Source organism: Frankia sp. CgJB1 (assembly GCF_977947065.1).
In genome coordinates this window covers 4573-22943 of sequence record NZ_CDWTNB010000021.1, presented here as the reverse complement: position 1 = coordinate 22943, position 18371 = coordinate 4573, and the positions used below count along the sequence as shown (strand labels likewise).

Below are 18371 nucleotides of genomic sequence, written 5' to 3'. Positions count from 1 at the left end.
CGACCCCGGCGACCCCGACGACCATGGTGCTCACGCCGAGATCGGCGGGCGGCTGTCCAGGACCCGTTGCATCCAGGCGGTGGGATCGACCAGCTCGGCGCGGGTCGGCAGCGCCGCCGGTGACTCCCAGACGGTGTTGAAGCCTGTCACCCCGGCCTGCGCGACCACCGCACGCACGAACGCCCCCCCCTGGCGGTACTGCTGCAGCTTGAGATCGAGACCGAGGAGCCGGCGGACGAACCGGTCGATCGGCGATCCCCCGCCGCGGCGACCCTCGAATTTCGTCCGGATGTCGGCGACGGTGGGTACAATCTTTGGTCCCACCGCGTCCATCACCTGGTCGGCGTGGCCCTCCAACAACGTCATGATGGCCTGGAGGCGGTCGAGAACCGCTCGCTGGGCTGGGGTCTGCAGCGCCTCCACGACGCTCGGGTTGTCGGCTCCCCGGTCGAACACCGCCCCGCGCAGCGCGCTCATCGCCGAGCGGACGCGGTCCGCGAGGACGTCTGGATCGAGGTCCGTGGCCTCAATGAACGCGGTGATCTCGGACTCCAGGTGGGTCCGCAGCCACGGCACGGCGGTGAACTGACTGCGATGGGTCTGCTCGTGCAGGCATACCCACATCCGGAAGTCCCGCGGCACGACCCCCATGGCTGCCTCGGCGTGCGCGATGTTCGGTGCGACCAGACTGAGGCGCCCGACCGACCCCGGCACCCCGACCGACCCGGGCACGTTGAGCGGACCCGGATCGTCCCTCCCGGCCTGGTACTCCTCCGGCGGCAGGAAGACCTCGTACTGGCCCAGCACCTTGCCGGCCAGATAGGCCAGGGCTGTGCCGATCTGGACCCCCGTGACCCGCCGACCGACCGCCGCAGCGAGGTTGCCGCGCTGCTGTTCGGACAGTTTGTCCAGCAACGGGGAGGTCAGCACCCGCAGACCGGCGACGTTGGAGCGGACCCACTCCGGCCGGTCCACCACGGTGATGGGGGTGGCCGGCCCGGCGGGAGTGAGCCGGGTGTAGTCCTCGACGTGCCGCTCGGCCTCGACGGCCAGTCGCCGCAGCTCGGAGACGACCTCGCCGGCCTGCTCCCGCGAGATCTGCGGGCCGGGGCGAACCAGTTTTTTCGCCGTCGTCACGGCGAGTTCCCAGTCGACCAGCTCGGCGTCCACGAATCTGAGCGTACCGGGCTCGCCCGTCACCTGCGTCCGGTCATGGACCGTGCCGAGAACGGGACGGGACGCGCCGGGGGCGCCGACGGTCCCGCTCAGGCCGGTGGGCGCGATGGTGCCGGCGGGATCGCCGCGGTTGTCGACCGGGCCGGGGTGCATCCGCAGCCGGCGAGCGCCGCGGCGGCCCGGTCGAGGGCGGCCTTGGTGCCGCCCGCCTCTTCGGCGGGCGAGAGGAACGCGAAGAGGAGCAGCCTGCCGTCCGCGTCGACGAGCTGGCCCGCGAGGCTGCTGACGTTGTGCAGAGTGCCGGTCTTCGCCCGGACATCGCCCGCTCCGATGGCGGTGTCGCCAGTGGTGTAGCGGTCACCCAGCGTACCGGAAAACCCGGCTACCGGCAGCCCCGTGAGAACGGTGCGCAGCGCCGGCCGACCGGGGAGGACGGCGGCGCGCAGGATGGCCACAAGGGTCATGGGCATGATCAGGTTCGCGATGGACAAGCCGCTCACGTCGGCCAGTGTCATCCCGGCGACGGGGATGCCCGCCTCGGCGAGGACGCCCCTCACCGTGTGGGTGGCGCCGGCGAACGAGGCGGGCAGGCCCCGCCGGTGGGCGACGAGCCGTCCCAGGCTCTCGGCGAGATCGTTGTCTGACTGGGTGATCATGCGTTCGACCAAGACCCGCACCGGAGGGCTGTAGACCGCCGCGACCCGCTGCGCGGCCGGGTCCGCCGGGCCGGTGGCCACCGATCCGACGGATATTCCGGCGGTCGTGAGCGCCGCGGCGAAGGCCGTGGTCGCGGCGGCGGCCGGGGTGGGGCTGCGCGGTCCGGCGGCTCCCGGTGCCGACCGTCCGGCGTCGACCTCCAGCGCCGAGACCGGGGCGACGTCCCCGTCGGTCACGTAGTTGTCGCGCCATCCCGGCGCCCGGTCCGGACCGACGAACAGCCCTCCGTCGCCGATCACCCGAGCCGCCGAGGTGATACCCGCGGCCCGGACCTGAGCGGCGAGATCGCTCAGCCGGGCCAGGGCCGGATAGCCGTCGGGCGCGGTGGAGGCGGTCAGGGTCGGATCCCCGCCGCCGACGAGCCACAGTGTTCCGCCTGATGTGCGGGCGTTCCCGCCCGCGGGCGGGCTGTAGACCACCGTGGTCCGCAGCCGGTCGTCGGGGAAGGTGGTCAACGCGGCGGTGGCGACCGCGGTTTTCAACGTGGAGGCCGGTGCCACGGGGATGCGGGACCGGACGTCAAGGAGCACCCGACCCGACTGCGCGTCGACGACGAAGGCCGCGGGCCGCGCCAGGACGAGATCACCCAGCGGACCGGCGAGGCGGGCCGCCACCGCCGCGGGCTGCGGGATCGGCGCGGCCGGATCGAGACCGCCGAGTACCGCGGTGCCCGCGCGGTCGGACCCGCTGCCGGCGAGCTCCGCGGCTGACCCGGTGGTGGGACCGAGGGACAGGGACCCGGCGAGCAGCGCGCCGGCCAGGGCGGTGAGCCCCCCTACCCGGGCGACCGGTGCGGCTGACATCACTAACAGACACTACGCAACCAGCGGGCGGTCGGCGACGGCGCGCCGGGTGAACCCGGATCCGTCGCCGCGGGCATGCCCGGCGGTGTCCCGCCGCGGTAGGACACCAGGGTTTGCAGTGGGACACCAGGGTTTGCGGCGGGATACCAGAGGTGTCGTGCCGGCGGGCGGCACTGGTACGAAGAACGCCCCACCGGGCGTGTCGCCGGTGGCCATCATGGTTCCGGTGCCCGGGAGATCCGGCGGTGGAAACGTGGTGGTGTCGACGGTGCGGTTCGGGTGGGAGGCGGCGTCCGCGACACTAGGTGCGCCGTCGTGGGTGTGATGCCTCGTTGCGGTCACTGGAGTGGGTGGCCCGCGCCCCGGGCGGGGCACATCCGCCGCCTGGCAGAGCACGACGTACGGCACGAGCACGACGTACTGCGCCATGAGCACGGCACGGCTTGAACGAGCACCATGTGACAAACGGCGATCGCCTCGGTGCGGACCGGGCGAAGACGAAGGAGACAGGGAGCGGAGTGGACCTTGAGTTCGATGTGACCATCGAGATCCCCAAGGGGCAGCGCAACAAGTACGAGATGGATCATCACACCGGCCGTATCCGGCTTGACCGGATGCTGTTCACCTCCACCCACTACCCGTCGGACTACGGGTTCATCGAGGGAACCCTCGGGCGCGACGGTGATCCGTTGGACGCCCTCGTCCTGCTGGAGGAGCCGACGTTCCCGGGCTGCCTGGTGCGGTGCCGGACGATCGGCATGTTCGAGATGACCGATGAGAAGGGCCCGGACGACAAGGTTCTCTGCGTGCCGGTGGCCGACGTCCGGCAGGAGCACCTGCGGGATCTGCGGCACCTGCCGGAGTTCGACCGGTTGGAGATCCAGCACTTCTTCGAGGTCTACAAGGACCTCGAGCCCGGTAAGTCGGTGGAGGGCGCCTCCTGGGTGGACCGCAAGGAGGCTGAGCGGGAGATCCTGGCGTCCATCAAGCGGCTGCGCGAGGCGGAGGCCGGGGAGGCGGAGGCCGGGGAGGCGGACGGGCACGACCAAGAGGCCGAACCCAGGTCGGCCTGATCCCTCCGTCCGGTTTGTGGTATCCGTAACGACCTGTCCCACGTCCCAAGCGGGGTGGGACAGGTTCAGGAACCCACGGGACGAGCCCGGAGCGATGCAAATTGACAGGTCATGGACCGGTGAGCTGTGAGACCATGATCCCTGTTAACTGGGCCATGCCCTGGTGGGAGGGGGAGCGAGCCGGAGGCGGGGATTGAACCCGCGACCTATCGCTTACGAGGCGATTGCTCTGCCACTGAGCTACTCCGGCGAACGGCCAGGATCGCACTGGCCCGGGTCGAGTATGCCAGATGCGTGGGCGGGCTCGACCCGGCGGTGGTCCGGTGGTTGTGCGCGGGCCGAGATGCCCGCCGTCGCCCCGGATCCCAGCCCTCCACGGTGACGCCACCAGTGGCGGGCACGGTTTGGAAGGCCTCCGTCTCGGGCTGTCATGGTGAGGGATGCGCTATGTCGCCAAAATGGCCCTGAGTCGGCAAATTATTCGCTTTATGTCACATTTAGCTAGCTTTGGATGCTGCAACACCGTAAATCACCACCCCCGGTCGCAGTGGTTCCGGTGAGGATGCGTAGGGTTTCGCACCATGACCGGGGCCGGAGACGCTGCACCAGCAGTGACGACGCGAGGAGCCTCGCTCCTCGTCGCTGAGGACGATGAGGCATCTCGCATAGCACTTGCGCGCAGTCTGGAGAGATTCGGTTATCGGGTGCTGGAGGCCGCGGACGGCGAGGCCGCTCTTCGGCTCTTCCAGACCACCGAGATCGATCTGGTGGTGCTGGATGTCGCGATGCCCAGGATGGACGGCTTCGCCGTCCTGAGCCGCCTCCGCCAGACCAGCGAGGTTCCGGTGATCATGCTCACCGGGCGGGCCGAGGAGGTCGACCGGGTGGTCGGCCTCGAGTTGGGCGCGGACGACTACGTCGTGAAGCCCTACTCGCTGCGAGAACTGGTGGCCAGGGTGCGTGCCCGGCTTCGCCGGCGGCCGGCGGAACCGCCGCCGCAGCGCACCGGGGACGGCAGCGACCCGCTCGTCTACGGAGACGTCTCCATCGACCTGCGGGCCCGCGAGGTCGCCGTCGCCGGGGAGCGCATCGATCTGACCGCGCGCGAGTACGAGCTGCTGGCCTTCCTCGCCCGGCATCCTCGGCGGGTCTTCAGCCGGGAGGAACTCCTCGAGCAGGTGTGGGGCACGCGGTTCCAGGACCCCGCCACCGTCACCGAGCACGTCCGGCGGGTACGAACCAAGGTCGAGGGTCGTCCACCGCAGCGCCGGCTGGTCACGACCCTGCGCGGGATGGGCTACCGCTTCGACCCGTGACGTCCTCCCCGCCGGCCGTCGCATCCCCGCCGGCTGTAGAGGTGCTGTCCGGGGGGGGGGGGAGCATCCCGCTGGGCCGCCGGGGTAGGCGGCGTCGTGGACCTGCCGGGAGACGCAGGCATCCGCGCGGTCGCACGAGGTCCGGCCCCCGCCGTCGAGAACCACGACCACCTGCTGGCGCGGAACATCGTGCCGCACGACCCGGCCCGCACCGTGTGGGGTCGTCGCCCGGTCTCCGACCGCGGGCACGGCTTCGGCGAACTCCTCGTAGAGGGGATGTTCGTAACGCAGGCAGCACATCAGCCGGCCGCAGGCCCCGCTGATGCGCATCGGATTGAGGGCGAGGTTCTGCTCCTTGGCCATCCGCAGGCTCACCGGCTCGAAGTCGTTGAGAAAAGTAGCGCAGCACAGGTCGCGGCCGCAGGAACCGATCCCGCCTTGAACCCGGGCGCTGTCGCGGGCGGACAGTTGCCGTAGCTGGACCCGTGCCGCCAGCGTCCGGTTGAGATCCCGTACCAGCTCACGGAAGTCGACGCGGCCCTCCGCGCTGAAGTAGACCGTGTAGCCGCCGGTGGCCATCACGTGGTCGACGCCGACGATCTTTATCGGCAGGTCATGCTCACGGGCCAGGCGACGGGCCGCGACGCGCGCCCGGGCGCGCCGGCGCCGGGAGACCTGCTCGCGCTGGATGTCGGACGCGTCGGCCATCCCGACGAGCACCGGCAGGTCGCCGATGTCGTCGCTGACCCACTGGGGCGCCCACATGCAGGTGGCGACCTCGGGGCCCTCCTCGCTGGGGACGAGCACCCGGTCGCCGACCCGGGGGCTGCAGGAACCAGGATCGGCATAGTAGAGCTTGCCTCGTGGGGAGAACGCCACCGCGCACATCATCGGCATCCGACCGGTCACCTCCCTGCGCCCGCCCGCCGGGTCCCGCCCGGGCGGACATGGTCGAACGGCATGTCCGCGTCGCGATCAGGATATGCCCGGCCTTCCGCCCAGACAGGCCATTACGCCGGTTCGTCCCCACCGCGGGTCGCGGGTCGCGGGTCGCGGATTGCGGGTCGCCGGTCGTCAGGCGTCGCGTAGTGCGAGGGTGAGCGACTCCACCGCGAGCAGCGGGACGAGACCGGGATTCCTGGCCAGCGACGCCCGGGTCGTGAGGACGGCCTCCAGCCGGCGCAGTGTCTGTTCCGGAGTGGAGGCCGCGGCGTATCCGGCGGCCTCGACGCAGTGATCAGGATGGATCGCGTCGACGCCGGCGTCGAGCTGTTGGACCAGGACATCCCGGTACAGCCCCGCGAGGTCCACCAGGGCTCGGTCCAGTGCATCGAGGACGGTGCGGCGACCTCGGCTCTTCTGGGTTCGCTCCAGCTCCTTGAGCGTCCCCGCGGCACCCCGCACCACCATCGTCCGGCCCTTGGCCCCCGCCTTCGGGGCCCGCGCGGACCTGGACTTCCCGCCGACCGCCGTGGCACCGACGCCGAGTGCGGTCTTCAGCGCCTCGGTCTCCACCTCGTCGCGTTCCGCATTCGCGGCCTCCGCGTCGGCATTCGCCGCGTTCACCAGATCGGCCGCCGCGGCCAGGCAGCCACCGACCTGGCCGAGCCGGGCCGGGATACGCAACACCGCCGCCCGGTTGGCCCGGACCCGCTCATCCGTGGCGAGCCGGCGCGCCAGGGCCAGATGGCCCTGGGAAGCCCGCGCCGCCGTCTCGGCGACCTGCTCGTCGACTCCCTCGCGAACCAGCGCGTCGCGGACGTCCGCGGCCGAGGGCAGCCGTAGCGCGACCGTCCGGCAGCGGGAACGGATGGTGGGCAGCACGTCCTCCACGGAGGGGGCGCAGAGCAGGAACACCGCCCGATCCGCCGGCTCCTCGAGGGCCTTGAGCAGGGCGTTCGCCGCGGCCTCGGTGAGCCGGTCCGCATCGGTGATCAGCAGGATGCGCCAGCGGCCGGCCGTCGGGGCGCTGGCAGCGTCGCGTACCAGCGCGCGCACGTCCTTCACGCCGAGCGAGAGCCCCTCCGGCTGCACGGTTCGCAGATCGGTGGCCGTGTCGGTGAGCACGGTGTGGCAGCCGGTGCACTCGCCGCAGCCCGGCGGCTCGTTCTCGCAGGTGAGGCTTGCGGCGAAGGCACGCGCCGCGTCCTGGTGACCTGCCCCGGCGGGTCCGGTGAACAGCCACGAGTGCGTCATCCCGGCACAGGCGGCGGCCGGCGCGCCGCCTCCACTCGCGAGCCCGGCACTCGCGGCGGACGCCGCGGCGCTCAGCATCGCGACCACCGCGTCCTGCCCGACGAGCGTCTCCCAGATCGTCACTGGGCCATCATCCCCAAGCCGCGTCGGTCCGGAGCGCGTCGGTCAGAGCACACCGAGCGGGACGGCCAGCCGATCGATGCGGCTGGCCATGAACGAGCGGATTTCGGCGTGGATCTCCTCCGGTGACCGCGTCGCGTCGAGCGGAAGATAACGATCGGGCTCCTTCTGCGCCAGCCGGCGGAACGCCTCGCGTACCCGGCCATGGAAGGTCAACTTCCCGGCGTCGTCCGCCTCGGCCGGGCCGTCCGGCGGCCCCGGCGGCGGACCGGGATACGCGGCCATCCGCATGCGGCGCAGGACGATCTCTGCCGGTAGATCCAACAGGACCGTGACGTCGGGAAGCAGCGCGTGCGTCGCCCACTGGGCGAGGACGGATAGCTCGTCGGTGCCGATGGCCCGGCTCACGCTCTGGAAGGCGATGAACGAGTCGACGTAACGATCGGTGATGACGATCGCTCCCCGGGCCAGCGCGGGTTCGATCACCCGCGCGACGTGTTCAGCGCGGTCCGCCGCGGTCAGCAGCGCCTCGGTCCGGGCGTGCAGCCGTACCGTCGGGTCGAGGAGCAGTTCCCGCAGGCCCGCTCCCAGCGCGGTGCCGCCGGATTCGGAGGTCACCACCACCTCCCGGCCGGAGGAGGCGAGCCACGTCCGCAGCAGCTCCACCTGGGTGCTCTTGCCGGCGCCATCGACGCCCTCGATCGCGATGAACAGGCCGGCGTGGCGGGGACGTACGGCCGCCGGCTGCCGGCCGCGCAGCGCGTTCCACAGCTCGGGCCAGACCGCGGCTCCGGTCGGGTCGTCCATCTGCCGATAGGCGAACAGGCCGACCGCGACGGCGAGCAGCCCGCCGGCGAGCAGGACCGCGGTAACGCCGTCCGCGCGGACGTTGATATCGCCCCACAGATGGATCTCGTGCGAGCCGATGAGGCCAACGAGCCCGGGCGCGGCGGCGAGCACGAGCAGCAGGTCGATGCGGACCAGCGACTGCACCAGGGCGAAGGTGCGCCCCCGCAGCTCGTCGGAGACCTCGGCTTGGAGCAGAGTGTATCCGGTCACCCAGGCCACGCCGGCGAACGCCCCCACCGCGACCACGAGGATGCAGGCGATGACCAGGTTCGGGATGATCGCGACGATCACCAGGGTGATACCCGCCCCGGTCACGCAGACGCCGAACAGGCGAGTCCGACTGTAGTCGCCGAGCAGCCTGGGACCGGCGGCCATGCCGGCGGCGAGGCCGACGAACACCGCGCCGAAGAGCACCCCGTACGCGGAGTCGCCGCCGCCCAAGATCTCCACGTAGAGCCGGCCGAGGGCGATGACGCAGCCGGCGCCGGCGAACCCGCCCAGGATGCCCACGACGAGTCCGCGGACCAGTTTGTCCTGGCCGACGTAGCGCCATCCCTCGGTGATGGAGGCCAGGAACCCGGGCTCGGGGCCGGTCTCCGGCCGCGCGGCCCGTCCGATGCCCTTCAGTCCCCAGATCACGATTGCCGAGCCGAGGAACGTCGCCGCATTGAAGTACAACGCGAGATCGACCGAGGAGTCATGGAAGAACGACACGCTGGAGCCGAGCGTCCGTGAGATCGTCGCAAGCATCGTGAAGATCGTCGCGGCGATCGGGGCCGTGCCGTAGGTCATGATCAGGCTGAGGGTGTTGGCGGCTGCGAGCTGCTCCTTGGGGACCAGGTGCGGGACGCTTGCGTCCTTCGCCGGCGCCCACACCAGGGTGACCGCCTCCACCAGGAACGAGGCGATGAGCAGCCACTCGAGCGTTCCGATGATCGGGATCGACATGAACAGCCCGAACCGCATGACGTCCGTCACGACCATGGTCAGCCGGCGGTCTAGCCTGTCGGCGAGGGCACCGGCGAGTGGGCCCAGGATCAGGGCCGGCATCAACCGGACGATCAGCAGCGAGCCGATGGCGTACGCCTGCCCGGAGAAGCTCTCCTGGAGCTGGGTCACCAGTGCGGTGGTTGCCAGCAGACCCATCCAGTCACCCAGGCTGGACAGGCTGAGCTGAATCCACATCCGGCGGAACGCGGGGATCCGCAGGACGGCCCGGATGTCGCTGTCGCCTCCGGCGGCGATGGCGGACGGCAGCGGCGGCGAGGGAACCGTCGTCACCGGATGCCTGCTCGGCGAGCGGTGGGCCCGCGGTCGCCGGACGGGCCGGGGTGGGCGCCGCCCGGCGTCCCGATGCCCGGCTGCATGGTCGGTGGCCACAGGGTCTCCTCCGGACGTCTCGACCGGGGTGGTGGACCTGCCGGTCACATCGGACGGCCCTGTGTCACCAGATGTGGACTCCAAGTCGCCGACAGTGAACGCCGTGACCTCGGAAACCACCCGGGGCGCGTCCGCTTCTCCAGGTTCTCCAGGGCTCCTACCGATCGGCAGCGCCATCAGTCCGTCCGGCGGGTGCCACTGGACGACGAGCTACCGGAGCTACCGGAGCCATCGCCGTCGTCCGTCACCGTCTGGGCGGTCTTGGACCTGGCGGTGCCGGTCTTCGCGGTGCCGGTCTTCGCCGTACCCGGCTTGGCCTTGGTGGTTTTCGGGCCGGTCTTCGCGGTGCCGGTGCCGGTCTTGGCGATGCCGGCTTTCGCGGTGCCCCGGGCAGAACGCTTCGCGGTGGCCGGTCCGCGGGCCCGACGGTCTGCCAGCAGCTCCGCGGCACGCTCATCGGTGATCGTCTCGACCGTGTCACCCTTGCGCAGACTGGCGTTGGTCTCACCGTCGGTGACGTAGGGGCCGAACCGGCCCTCCCGCACCACCATCGGCTTGCCGCTGGCCGGGTCGGTCCCGAGCTCTCGCAGCGGCGGGCTCTCCGCGGCCTGGCGCCGACCGCGGGCCTTGGGCTGGGAGAGCAGCACCAAGGCCTCGTCCAGGGTCACGGTGAACAACTGATCCTCGGATTCCAACGACCGACTTTCGGTGCCTTTCTTCACATATGGGCCATAGCGGCCATTCTGGGCGGTGACCTCCTCCCCGTCCTCCCCCGCACCCAGAATGCGCGGAAGGGTGAGCAACCGCACGGCGTCGTCGAGGGTCAGCGTCTCCAACGACATGCCACGCAGCAGACTGGACGTGCGCGGCGGGTCGGTGTCGGTGGTGACGTAGGGGCCGAAGCGACCCGCCTTCGCCGTGATGGTCGCCCCCGACGCCGGGTCGATGCCCAGCACCCGGTCGCCACTGGGCGCGGCCAGCAGCTCCAGCGCCTTGCCGACGGTGAGTTCGTCCGGTGCGAGATCGTCCGGCACGCTGGCACGGCGTTCCCCGTGCTGGACGTAGGGGCCGTAGCGGCCCACCCGGACGACCAGCAGGGTGCCGTCGTCGGTCTCGCCGAGGGGGATCGAGTTCACCTCGCGGGCGTCGATCTCTCCGAGCCGCTTATTGACCAGATGCTTCAGTCCGTCGGCGGCCGGGTCGGTGCCGTCGCCGGTTCCGAAGTAGAAGCGGGTCAACCAGTCGGTCGGGGCGGCCGTGCCGGCGGCGATGTCGTCGAGGTCGTCCTCCATCGTCGCGGTGAACCGGTAGTCGACCAGCCGGGTGAAGTGGTCCTCCAACAGGCCGACGACAGCGAACGCGACGAAGCTCGGCACCAGGGCCGAGCCCTTCTTCCACACGTAGCCGCGGTCCTGGATGGTGCCGATGATCGAGGCGTAGGTGGACGGCCGACCGATCCCGAGCTCCTCGAGCGTCTTGACCAGGCTGGCCTCGGTGAAGCGCGCCGGCGGGCTGGTGGTGTGCCCGCGGGGGGTCAGCGAGCGGGTGGTCAGTGGGTCGCCTTGGCGTACGTCCGGCAGCCGCCGCTCCCGGTCCTCCAGCTCCGCGTCTGGATCGTCGGCGCCCTCGACGTAGGCGCGCAGGAAGCCGGGGAAGGTGATGACCTTCCCCGATGCCGAGAACTCGGCGTCCTCCCCGGCGGACGAGGTCGCGCCGAGCCGGATCGTGGCGCTCGTGCCGCGGGCGTCCGCCATCTGGCTGGCCACCGTCCGCTGCCAGATCAGTTCGTAGAGCCGGTAGGAGTCGACGTCGAGCTCGCCACGAACCTCACCCGGGGTCCGGAAGTGGTCCCCGGCGGGTCGGATGGCCTCGTGGGCCTCCTGCGCGTTCTTGACCTTCTTGGCGTACGTGCGGGGGCGTGCCGGCACGTACTCCGGCCCGTACAGGCTCGCCGCCTGCGCGCGGGCCGCGGTCAGGGCGGTCTCGGACAGGTTCGTCGAGTCCGTCCGCATGTAGGTGATGTAGCCGTTCTCGTACAGCCGCTGCGCCACCTGCATCGTGCGCTGGCTGGAGAAACGCAGTTTACGGCCGGCCTCCTGCTGCAACGTCGAGGTCATGAACGGCGGGTACGGCGAACGGCGGTAGGGCTTGGTCTCCACCGAGCGCACCGTGAATGCGGCGTCGGCGAGCCGCTCGGCCAGCGACCGGGCGGCGGCCTCGTCCAGCCGCGTCACCCCGGAGGAGACGAGTTGCCCCGTCGGGGAGAAGTCACGGCCCGTCGCGATCCGGTTGCCGTGCAGGGCGACCAGGGTCGCCGGGAGCGGGGTCTTCTCGACCCCGTCGCCGCGGGCGGATCCGGTGCCGGGTCCGCCCGGCCCGGACCCCGGTGTGCCGTCCGCGTCCGACCACGCCTGGCAGGCGACGGTCGCCCCGAACAGGCCCTCGATGTTCCAGTACTCTGCCGAGCGGAACCGCATCCGGGCACGTTCCCGCTCCACCAGGATGCGGGTCGCCACGCTCTGGACCCGGCCCGCCGACAGCCTCGGCATGACCTTCTTCCACAGCACGGGAGAGACTTCGTAGCCGTAGAGGCGGTCCAGGATGCGACGCGTTTCCTGAGCGTGGACCAGGTTCTTGTCGATCTCGCGCGGATTGTCGACGGCCCGCTGGATCGCCTGGGGGGTGATCTCGTGGAACACCATCCGCTTGACCGGCACCGTCGGCTTCAGTGTCTGGAGCAGATGCCAGGCGATGGCCTCGCCCTCGCGGTCCTCATCCGTCGCGAGGTAGAGCTCGCTGGCGTCTTTCACGAGCGCCTTGAGCTTGCTGACCTGCGGTTTCTTGTCCGGCGTCACGATGTAGAGCGGTTCGAAGTCGTTGTCGACGTCGACGCCGAGCCGAGCCCACGGCTTGCCCTTGTGCGCGGCCGGGACATCGGCGGCACTGCGCGGGAGGTCACGGATGTGCCCGATGCTGGATTCGACCTGCCACCCCGGACCGAGATAGCCGGCGATCGTCTTCGCCTTCGCCGGCGACTCCACGATCACCAGGCGGTTGCCCGGGCCCCGGCCGGAGCCGGTGGCGCGGCTGCCGTGGGCGCCGCTGGCTCCGCCTGAGCCGTTCTCCGAATGGCCAGTCCCCGTTCGCCCGTTCGCCGTCCTGCTGTTTGCCGTCCGGCTGGTGGCGCCGACGGGTACGTCGGCGGATGCCTCGCTCGAGCCGGTCTCCGGCGGGAGCCCGGCCTCGGTGGGCTCGGCGACCGGTGCGGATGACCGCGCGGTCGCCCGTGTCGTCGTCTTCGTGCGCGCTGGCACTTCTCTCCTCGGTGCGACGTGCTCGTTTTAGTGCTCTGTGGGGCGAAAGCGTAGGTTGCTTCTACGGAGCGTAGGTCTCGAACATGGCGGATGTTGCGGAGGCGGAGCGCGTTACTGGATCTGGCGGGGGCGGTACGGGTGTCCGGCGGACGGTGGTCGTGCGGGTGGCGGCCGTCGGAGTGAGAGCGGTGCCTCGCAGCACCGTACGCCGCCATTCCGTCTCGCGGATCCTCCCGTCCTGGTATGGCGACCGTAGCCCGACGCTCACCCACTGCTTCTCCGATCCGATGTGGGTGGCGCGGATGGTCCGCCGGCGCATCACCCGGCCCACGGGCGGTGCCGATCCCGCATCCCGAGGTTCCATCGGTTCCCGAGGTTCCATCGGTGCGAAACAGCGCCGCCGACCCGCGTGGCCTCGTGCGAGCCGCGGGGGTCGGCGGTGACGGAACGATGTGGGTCAGGCGTTGATCTTCTCGCTGAGGATCGGTGTCGATTGTGTCATAGCGGGCACATCGTTGATCATTAAGCTCCGCCGCTTGGAGATAATGATCACGGCGGCGATGGCGGCGATGGCGGCGATGGCGACACCGATGCGCAGCCCCGTGTTCTCGTCCGCGCCCACCGAGTACTTCACGACTGTCGGAGCGATCAACAGGCTGACCAGATTCATCACCTTGAGCAGTGGGTTGATCGAAGGGCCGGCGGTGTCCTTGAATGGATCTCCCACGGTATCGCCGATCACCGTGGCCGCGTGGACCTCCGAACCCTTTCCACCGTGGTTGCCGTCCTCGACCATCTTCTTCGCGTTATCCCAGGCCCCGCCGGAGTTCGCGAGGAACACGGCCATCAGCACGCCGGCGGCGATGGCGCCGCCGAGGAACGCGCCGAGCGGCGGGTATCCCAGGCCGAAACCGACCGCGATCGGGGCGAGAACCGCCAGCGTCCCCGGTGTAATCAGTTCACGGAGCGAATCGCGGGTGCAGATGTCGACGACCGCACTGTAATCCGGCTTCTCGTCGCCGGTCATGATTCCAGGCCTGGACCGGAACTGGTTGCGCACCTCCAGGACGACCCGCCCGGCCGCGCGGCCCACCGCATTGATCGTGAGCCCGGAGAACAGGAAAACCACGGATGCCCCTATGGTGAGCCCGACCAGCGCGTCGGGGTAGGCGATGTTCAGGCCGCCAACGATGCCCCGACCCGCCTCGGGCAGCGCTCCGGCGTCGCGGAGAGCCGTCGTCACGGTGTCGGTGAACGAGCCGAACAGCGCGGAGGCGGCGAGCACCGCGGTGGCGATCGCGATGCCCTTCGTGATCGCCTTGGTGGTGTTGCCGACGGCGTCGAGCGAGGTGAGGATGGCTGCGCCCGCCTCGTCCATGTCGCCGGACATCTCGGCGATGCCCTGCGCGTTGTCGCTCACCGGCCCGAAGGTGTCCATCGAGATGATGACACCCACTGTCGTCAGCAGACCGGTCCCCGCCAGCGCCACCGCGAACAGCGCGATCGTGACGCTGCCGGAGCCGAGCAGGTAGGCGCCGAAGACCGCGGCACCGATGAGAAGCGAAGAATAGACCGCCGACTCCAGACCTACCCCGATTCCGGCGAGGATGTTGGTGGCCGGTCCAGTGAGCGACGCCTTTGCGATGTCCTGCACCGGCCGCCGGCCGGTCTCGGTGAAATACCCGGTGAGCAGCTGGATGGCGGCGGCGAGCACGATCCCGATCAGGACCGCGCCGATCGCGATCACTCGTGGATTGCCAGACTGGGTGCTCCCCTGCATCCCGGGGAAATCGGCGAAGCTCGCCGGGAGGTAGAGCAGCGAGACTGCGACGACGCCGACCGCGGACACCACCGCGGAGATGAAGAAACCCCGGTTGATGGCGGACATTCCGGTGCGGTCACCGGCCCGCGGCGACACCGCGAAGATTCCGATGACCGCGGTCACAACCCCGACCGCTGGGATGAGCAGGGGGAACACCAGGCCGCGTTCGCCGAACGCCTCGACCCCGAGAATCAGCGCCGCGACGAGCGTCACCGCATAGGATTCGAACAGGTCGGCGGCCATGCCGGCGCAGTCGCCGACGTTGTCGCCGACGTTGTCGGCGATCGTCGCGGCGTTGCGGGGATCATCCTCGGGAATCCCCTGTTCCACCTTGCCAACCAGGTCCGCCCCGACATCGGCGGCCTTAGTGAAGATCCCTCCGCCTACTCGCATGAACATCGCGAGCAGAGCGGCGCCGAATCCGAATCCCTCCAGGCCCTGGGGGGCGGTGTCCCGGAAGACGAGGACCACAGCCGCCGCCCCCAGGAGCCCGAGACCGACGGTGAACATCCCCACCACCCCGCCGGTGCGGAAGGCGATGCGGACGGCGGCTCGTTCCCCTCGGGTCATGGCGGCGGCCGCGGTGCGGGTGTTGGCTCGGGTCGCCAGCGACATCCCGACGAATCCGACCAACGCGGAGAAGATCGCACCGACCACGAAGAAGATCGACCGACCGATCTTTGCTCCAGTGTTCTCGGCTGGCAGGAGCAGTAGTACGAAGGGGATGACGACGACGAATCCCGCGAGTGTGGTGAACTGCCGTCTGAGATAGGCTGCGGCGCCCTCCTGGACCGCCCGGCCGACCTCCACCATCCTCGGGGTGCCCGGACTCGCCGCCAATACCTCACGAACCAGATAACCGGCAACAAGCAATGCGAGGGCTGCGACTATCGCCACACCGGCGACCAGTCCGAGGGCTCTGCCGCTAAGGTCAATTCCAGCACCCTCGGCCTGTAGGGCTTGGATCGAGGACATGGCTCCTCCCGGTCTGCTCTGTGCGCCCTCCGTGAGGGTGCCGGTGCTCTTGGGCGCCCTCACGGCGGTCGCCACGGCATCGAGACGGTCACGGTCACGCGCCGCATCCGGCGACGCTTTGGGCGAGATCGGCCGATTCTTCCCATTTCTAGACATCTGACCGGTCTCGCGGGGAGCACCAAGGGAATCATGGATGGTTGGATCAGCCGTCCATGAGATGCGGCGGAGTCTATCCACACGTCTGTGACGTGCGCTCGTTTTTCGGTAGCGGCGGCCCGGGTCGCGTGCTCTCGGGTACCTCTCACCGCCCTGGCGATAATCCGGAAACGGGTCGATTCGGGAATATTCGGTTTAAAAAGATCACTTGTGCTATTGCTGACATGGCAGACTGGCGCCGTGGCTCCACCTCAATGTCAGGTTCTAGGTGCCCCGCCTTCGGAACCTGGCGCGGGGCACATGGCGGCACGGTCGGAGGCTGGAACAGTCGCCAGGCCCAGGCAGGGAGACCGGAGAGGTCCTACACCGCGGATTCGCAGGGATCCGATGTGGCGCCGGTGTGCCAGGTCATCGCGACAACCGTACCCACGCCGTCGGGGCCGCGCCTGATCTCGATCTCGTCGACGAGTCCCTCGATGAGGGCGAGTCCGAGCCCCGGTGGGAAACCGGAGTTGTCCTCCGAGAGATCGTCGTCCGCCGGTTCCGCCCAACCTGGCGGCTGAGTCGACTCGGATTCGAGTTCGAGCAGGGTGGTCGCGGTGACGAGGCCACCGTCCGGACCGGGGGCGACCTCGTCTCCGGTTCTACCGCAGTCGGCCACCGTGATGGTGAAGGAATCGGCGCCGTCGATGAGCGCGACATGCACCGGGGCCTGCGGCGCATGCTTGCGGTTGACGCGCACCGCTCGGGTGCATGCCTCCGTCACCGCAAGTTTGATCTCGTCGGCCGCGCTGACCGGAACTCCTGCGCGCCGGCTGACCGCCGTCGCGATCATCCTGGCGGTACGAACGTGCCCGTTCAGGGCAGCGAACCGCAGCTCAACGGTGGGCATACGGCGGGCCTGCCTTTCGCGAAAGAGTGATGTCCGGCTCAGTCGCTCGCGGCAAGGGCTTCCTCGACGGAGGAGTGGATGGGGAAGACCTTGGTCAGGCCGGTGATCCGGAAAATCTTCAGGATGCGCTCCTGAGTGCAGACCAGACGCAGTGAACCCTCGTGCGCACGCACCCGCTTGAGCCCGCCGACGAGGACCCCGAGGCCCGTCGAATCGAGGAACTCGACGCCTTCCATGTCGACGACGAGGTGGTATGACCCCCCGGACACGAGATCGATGAGCTGCTCGCGAAGCTTCGGCGCGGTGTAGACGTCGATCTCGCCGCCCACCACCACGACCGTGTGGTTGCCTTCTTGGCGTGTCGTGAGGGACAGGTCCACGGATCCTCCTTGTGTGCCTCCGGCCGTCCCGTGCTTCGGGCGACCGACATCACGGCGCCATTACCCTCCCACGAGGAGGATCAATCCGGTGTGCCGCGACACAGATCGCGGGTCCGGTGTTGCGGCGTCGCCGGCTGATGACGTCTGATGACGTCTGATGAAATGTATCCTCGATCTTAGCGCTCGTGTGGGGGCCGACCGACTGCATCGGCGGTTTCGACGCAGCTGGTCCCGCGGGGACACTCTGTGGTTCGCCTGTCGTCTTGTCGTCGGCATCGCTGCCCGTAGCCACGCCGAGATGTTCCCCGGACCGGGATCCCGGATCCTCGGGCTCGATCGGCCGGGGGCCCGAGAGGGCGATGCTCCGGGGGTTTGTCCGGCTGAAGGGCGCCGTGACCGCGTCGAGACGCATATCCTCGATCGTCGTGGGCTCGCCGGTGGATGTCGACGGTGCGGACACGGCCCTTGCCGGGCTGCGCCGCGACGTGCGACGAGCGCGGTGCATGACGCACATCGAGCGCGTCCCTGCCCGGGACGGCTGCCCGGCGCCATGGCCGGACTGGATCGATCCGGTCCTGCGGGGACGGTGGACGGCCGCTGGGATCGCGAGCCCCTGGAGCCACCAGGCGGCTGCCGCCGAGGCCGCGTACGCCGGGCGCAGCGTGGTGCTGGCGACCGGCACGGCCTCGGGCAAGTCGTTTGGCTATCTGATGCCGGTGCTGTCCCGGCTGCTCGCCGAGCCCGGTGCCCGGGCACTCTACCTGGCGCCCACGAAGGCGCTGGCCCACGACCAGCTTAGAGCCGTGCGGTCGCTGCGGCTCACCGGTATCCGGGCCGCCGCGTTCGACGGGGACACGCCGGCGGCCGAACGGGACTGGGTCCGGGCGCACGCCGGCCTGGTCCTGACCAACCCCGACATGCTCCACCGTGGCATCCTGCCCTTCCACCGGCGGTGGGCCCAGTTCCTGCGCGGCCTGCGTTACGTCGTCGTCGACGAGTGCCACGGCTACCGAGGGGTATTCGGCGCACACGTGGCCGCGGTGATCCGCCGGCTGCGGCGGATCTGCGCGCGCTACGGGACCGATCCGGTGTTCCTGCTCGCGTCCGCGACCGTCGCCGATCCCGGGGTCTCGGCCGCACGGCTCACCGGCGTGGAGGTCGAGGTGGTCGACGTCGACGGATCTCCGCGGGGGCCACTGGAC

At 70.1% G+C, this 18371-nt stretch carries 12 protein-coding genes, 1 tRNA gene and 1 pseudogene; 3 read left to right on the top strand and 11 right to left on the bottom strand.

From position 1 onward, the window contains the following. Positions 1 to 30: 30 nt before the first annotated feature. The 3 genes from AC08OT_RS04530 to AC08OT_RS04520 form a co-directional block, all read right to left on the bottom strand. Positions 31 to 1170: a zinc-dependent metalloprotease gene (locus AC08OT_RS04530; RefSeq protein ID WP_476602560.1), complete on the bottom strand. Its 1140-nt coding sequence runs from the start codon at positions 1168 to 1170 to the stop codon at positions 31 to 33. 95 nt (positions 1171 to 1265) lie between these two features. After that, the gene (dacB, locus tag AC08OT_RS04525; protein ID WP_476591796.1) at positions 1266 to 2699 is read right to left on the bottom strand and encodes a D-alanyl-D-alanine carboxypeptidase/D-alanyl-D-alanine endopeptidase; all 1434 of its coding nucleotides are present in this window, start codon (positions 2697 to 2699) and stop codon (positions 1266 to 1268) included. Between the two features lie 9 nt (positions 2700 to 2708). Continuing rightward, positions 2709 to 3125, bottom strand: coding sequence for a hypothetical protein (locus AC08OT_RS04520; RefSeq protein WP_476591795.1), 417 nt, complete (start codon positions 3123 to 3125; stop codon positions 2709 to 2711). 89 nt (positions 3126 to 3214) lie between these two features. On the opposite strand from AC08OT_RS04520, the gene AC08OT_RS04515 reads away from it, so the two are divergent. Beyond that, positions 3215 to 3769 (top strand): inorganic diphosphatase, encoded by a 555-nt coding sequence (locus tag AC08OT_RS04515; RefSeq protein WP_476591794.1) that lies wholly within the window; start codon positions 3215 to 3217, stop codon positions 3767 to 3769. Between the two features lie 178 nt (positions 3770 to 3947). On the opposite strand, the gene AC08OT_RS04510 is transcribed toward AC08OT_RS04515, so the two are convergent. Then, positions 3948 to 4019, bottom strand: a tRNA-Thr gene (locus AC08OT_RS04510). A gap of 331 nt (positions 4020 to 4350) precedes the next feature. On the opposite strand from AC08OT_RS04510, the gene AC08OT_RS04505 reads away from it, so the two are divergent. Next, positions 4351 to 5085 carry a response regulator transcription factor gene (locus tag AC08OT_RS04505; protein WP_476591793.1) on the top strand — a complete coding sequence of 245 codons (735 nt, stop codon included), beginning with the start codon at positions 4351 to 4353 and terminating at the stop codon, positions 5083 to 5085. Between the two features lie 56 nt (positions 5086 to 5141). Here the strand turns inward: AC08OT_RS04505 and AC08OT_RS04500 are convergent. From AC08OT_RS04500 to AC08OT_RS04470, 7 genes and pseudogenes are all read right to left on the bottom strand, one after another. Next, positions 5142 to 5982 (bottom strand): annotated as a pseudogene (locus tag AC08OT_RS04500) (PSP1 domain-containing protein); the annotation flags it as partial. A gap of 177 nt (positions 5983 to 6159) precedes the next feature. After that, on the bottom strand, positions 6160 to 7404 hold the full coding sequence (locus AC08OT_RS04495; protein WP_476591791.1) for a DNA polymerase III subunit delta': 1245 nt from the start codon (positions 7402 to 7404) through the stop codon (positions 6160 to 6162). A 42-nt stretch (positions 7405 to 7446) separates the two neighbouring features. Beyond that, complete coding sequence (tmk, locus tag AC08OT_RS04490) at positions 7447 to 9435, bottom strand: dTMP kinase (protein ID WP_476602559.1); 1989 nt, start codon at positions 9433 to 9435, stop codon at positions 7447 to 7449. Positions 9436 to 9806: 371 nt separating this feature from the next. Beyond that, positions 9807 to 12944, bottom strand: a complete 3138-nt coding sequence (gene topA, locus AC08OT_RS04485) for a type I DNA topoisomerase (protein ID WP_476591789.1) — start codon at positions 12942 to 12944, stop codon at positions 9807 to 9809. Positions 12945 to 13401: 457 nt separating this feature from the next. Beyond that, positions 13402 to 15741, bottom strand: coding sequence for a sodium-translocating pyrophosphatase (locus tag AC08OT_RS04480; RefSeq protein WP_476602557.1), 2340 nt, complete (start codon positions 15739 to 15741; stop codon positions 13402 to 13404). 517 nt (positions 15742 to 16258) lie between these two features. Beyond that, entirely contained in the window at positions 16259 to 16789 is a 531-nt protein-coding gene (locus AC08OT_RS04475; RefSeq protein ID WP_462202610.1) for an ATP-binding protein, read from the bottom strand. Positions 16790 to 16827: 38 nt separating this feature from the next. Further along, positions 16828 to 17169 (bottom strand): STAS domain-containing protein, encoded by a 342-nt coding sequence (locus AC08OT_RS04470; protein ID WP_462185864.1) that lies wholly within the window; start codon positions 17167 to 17169, stop codon positions 16828 to 16830. 359 nt (positions 17170 to 17528) lie between these two features. On the opposite strand from AC08OT_RS04470, the gene AC08OT_RS04465 reads away from it, so the two are divergent. Then, the coding region (locus AC08OT_RS04465) for a DEAD/DEAH box helicase (protein WP_476602556.1) at positions 17529 to 18371 on the top strand (843 nt) is incomplete at its 3' end.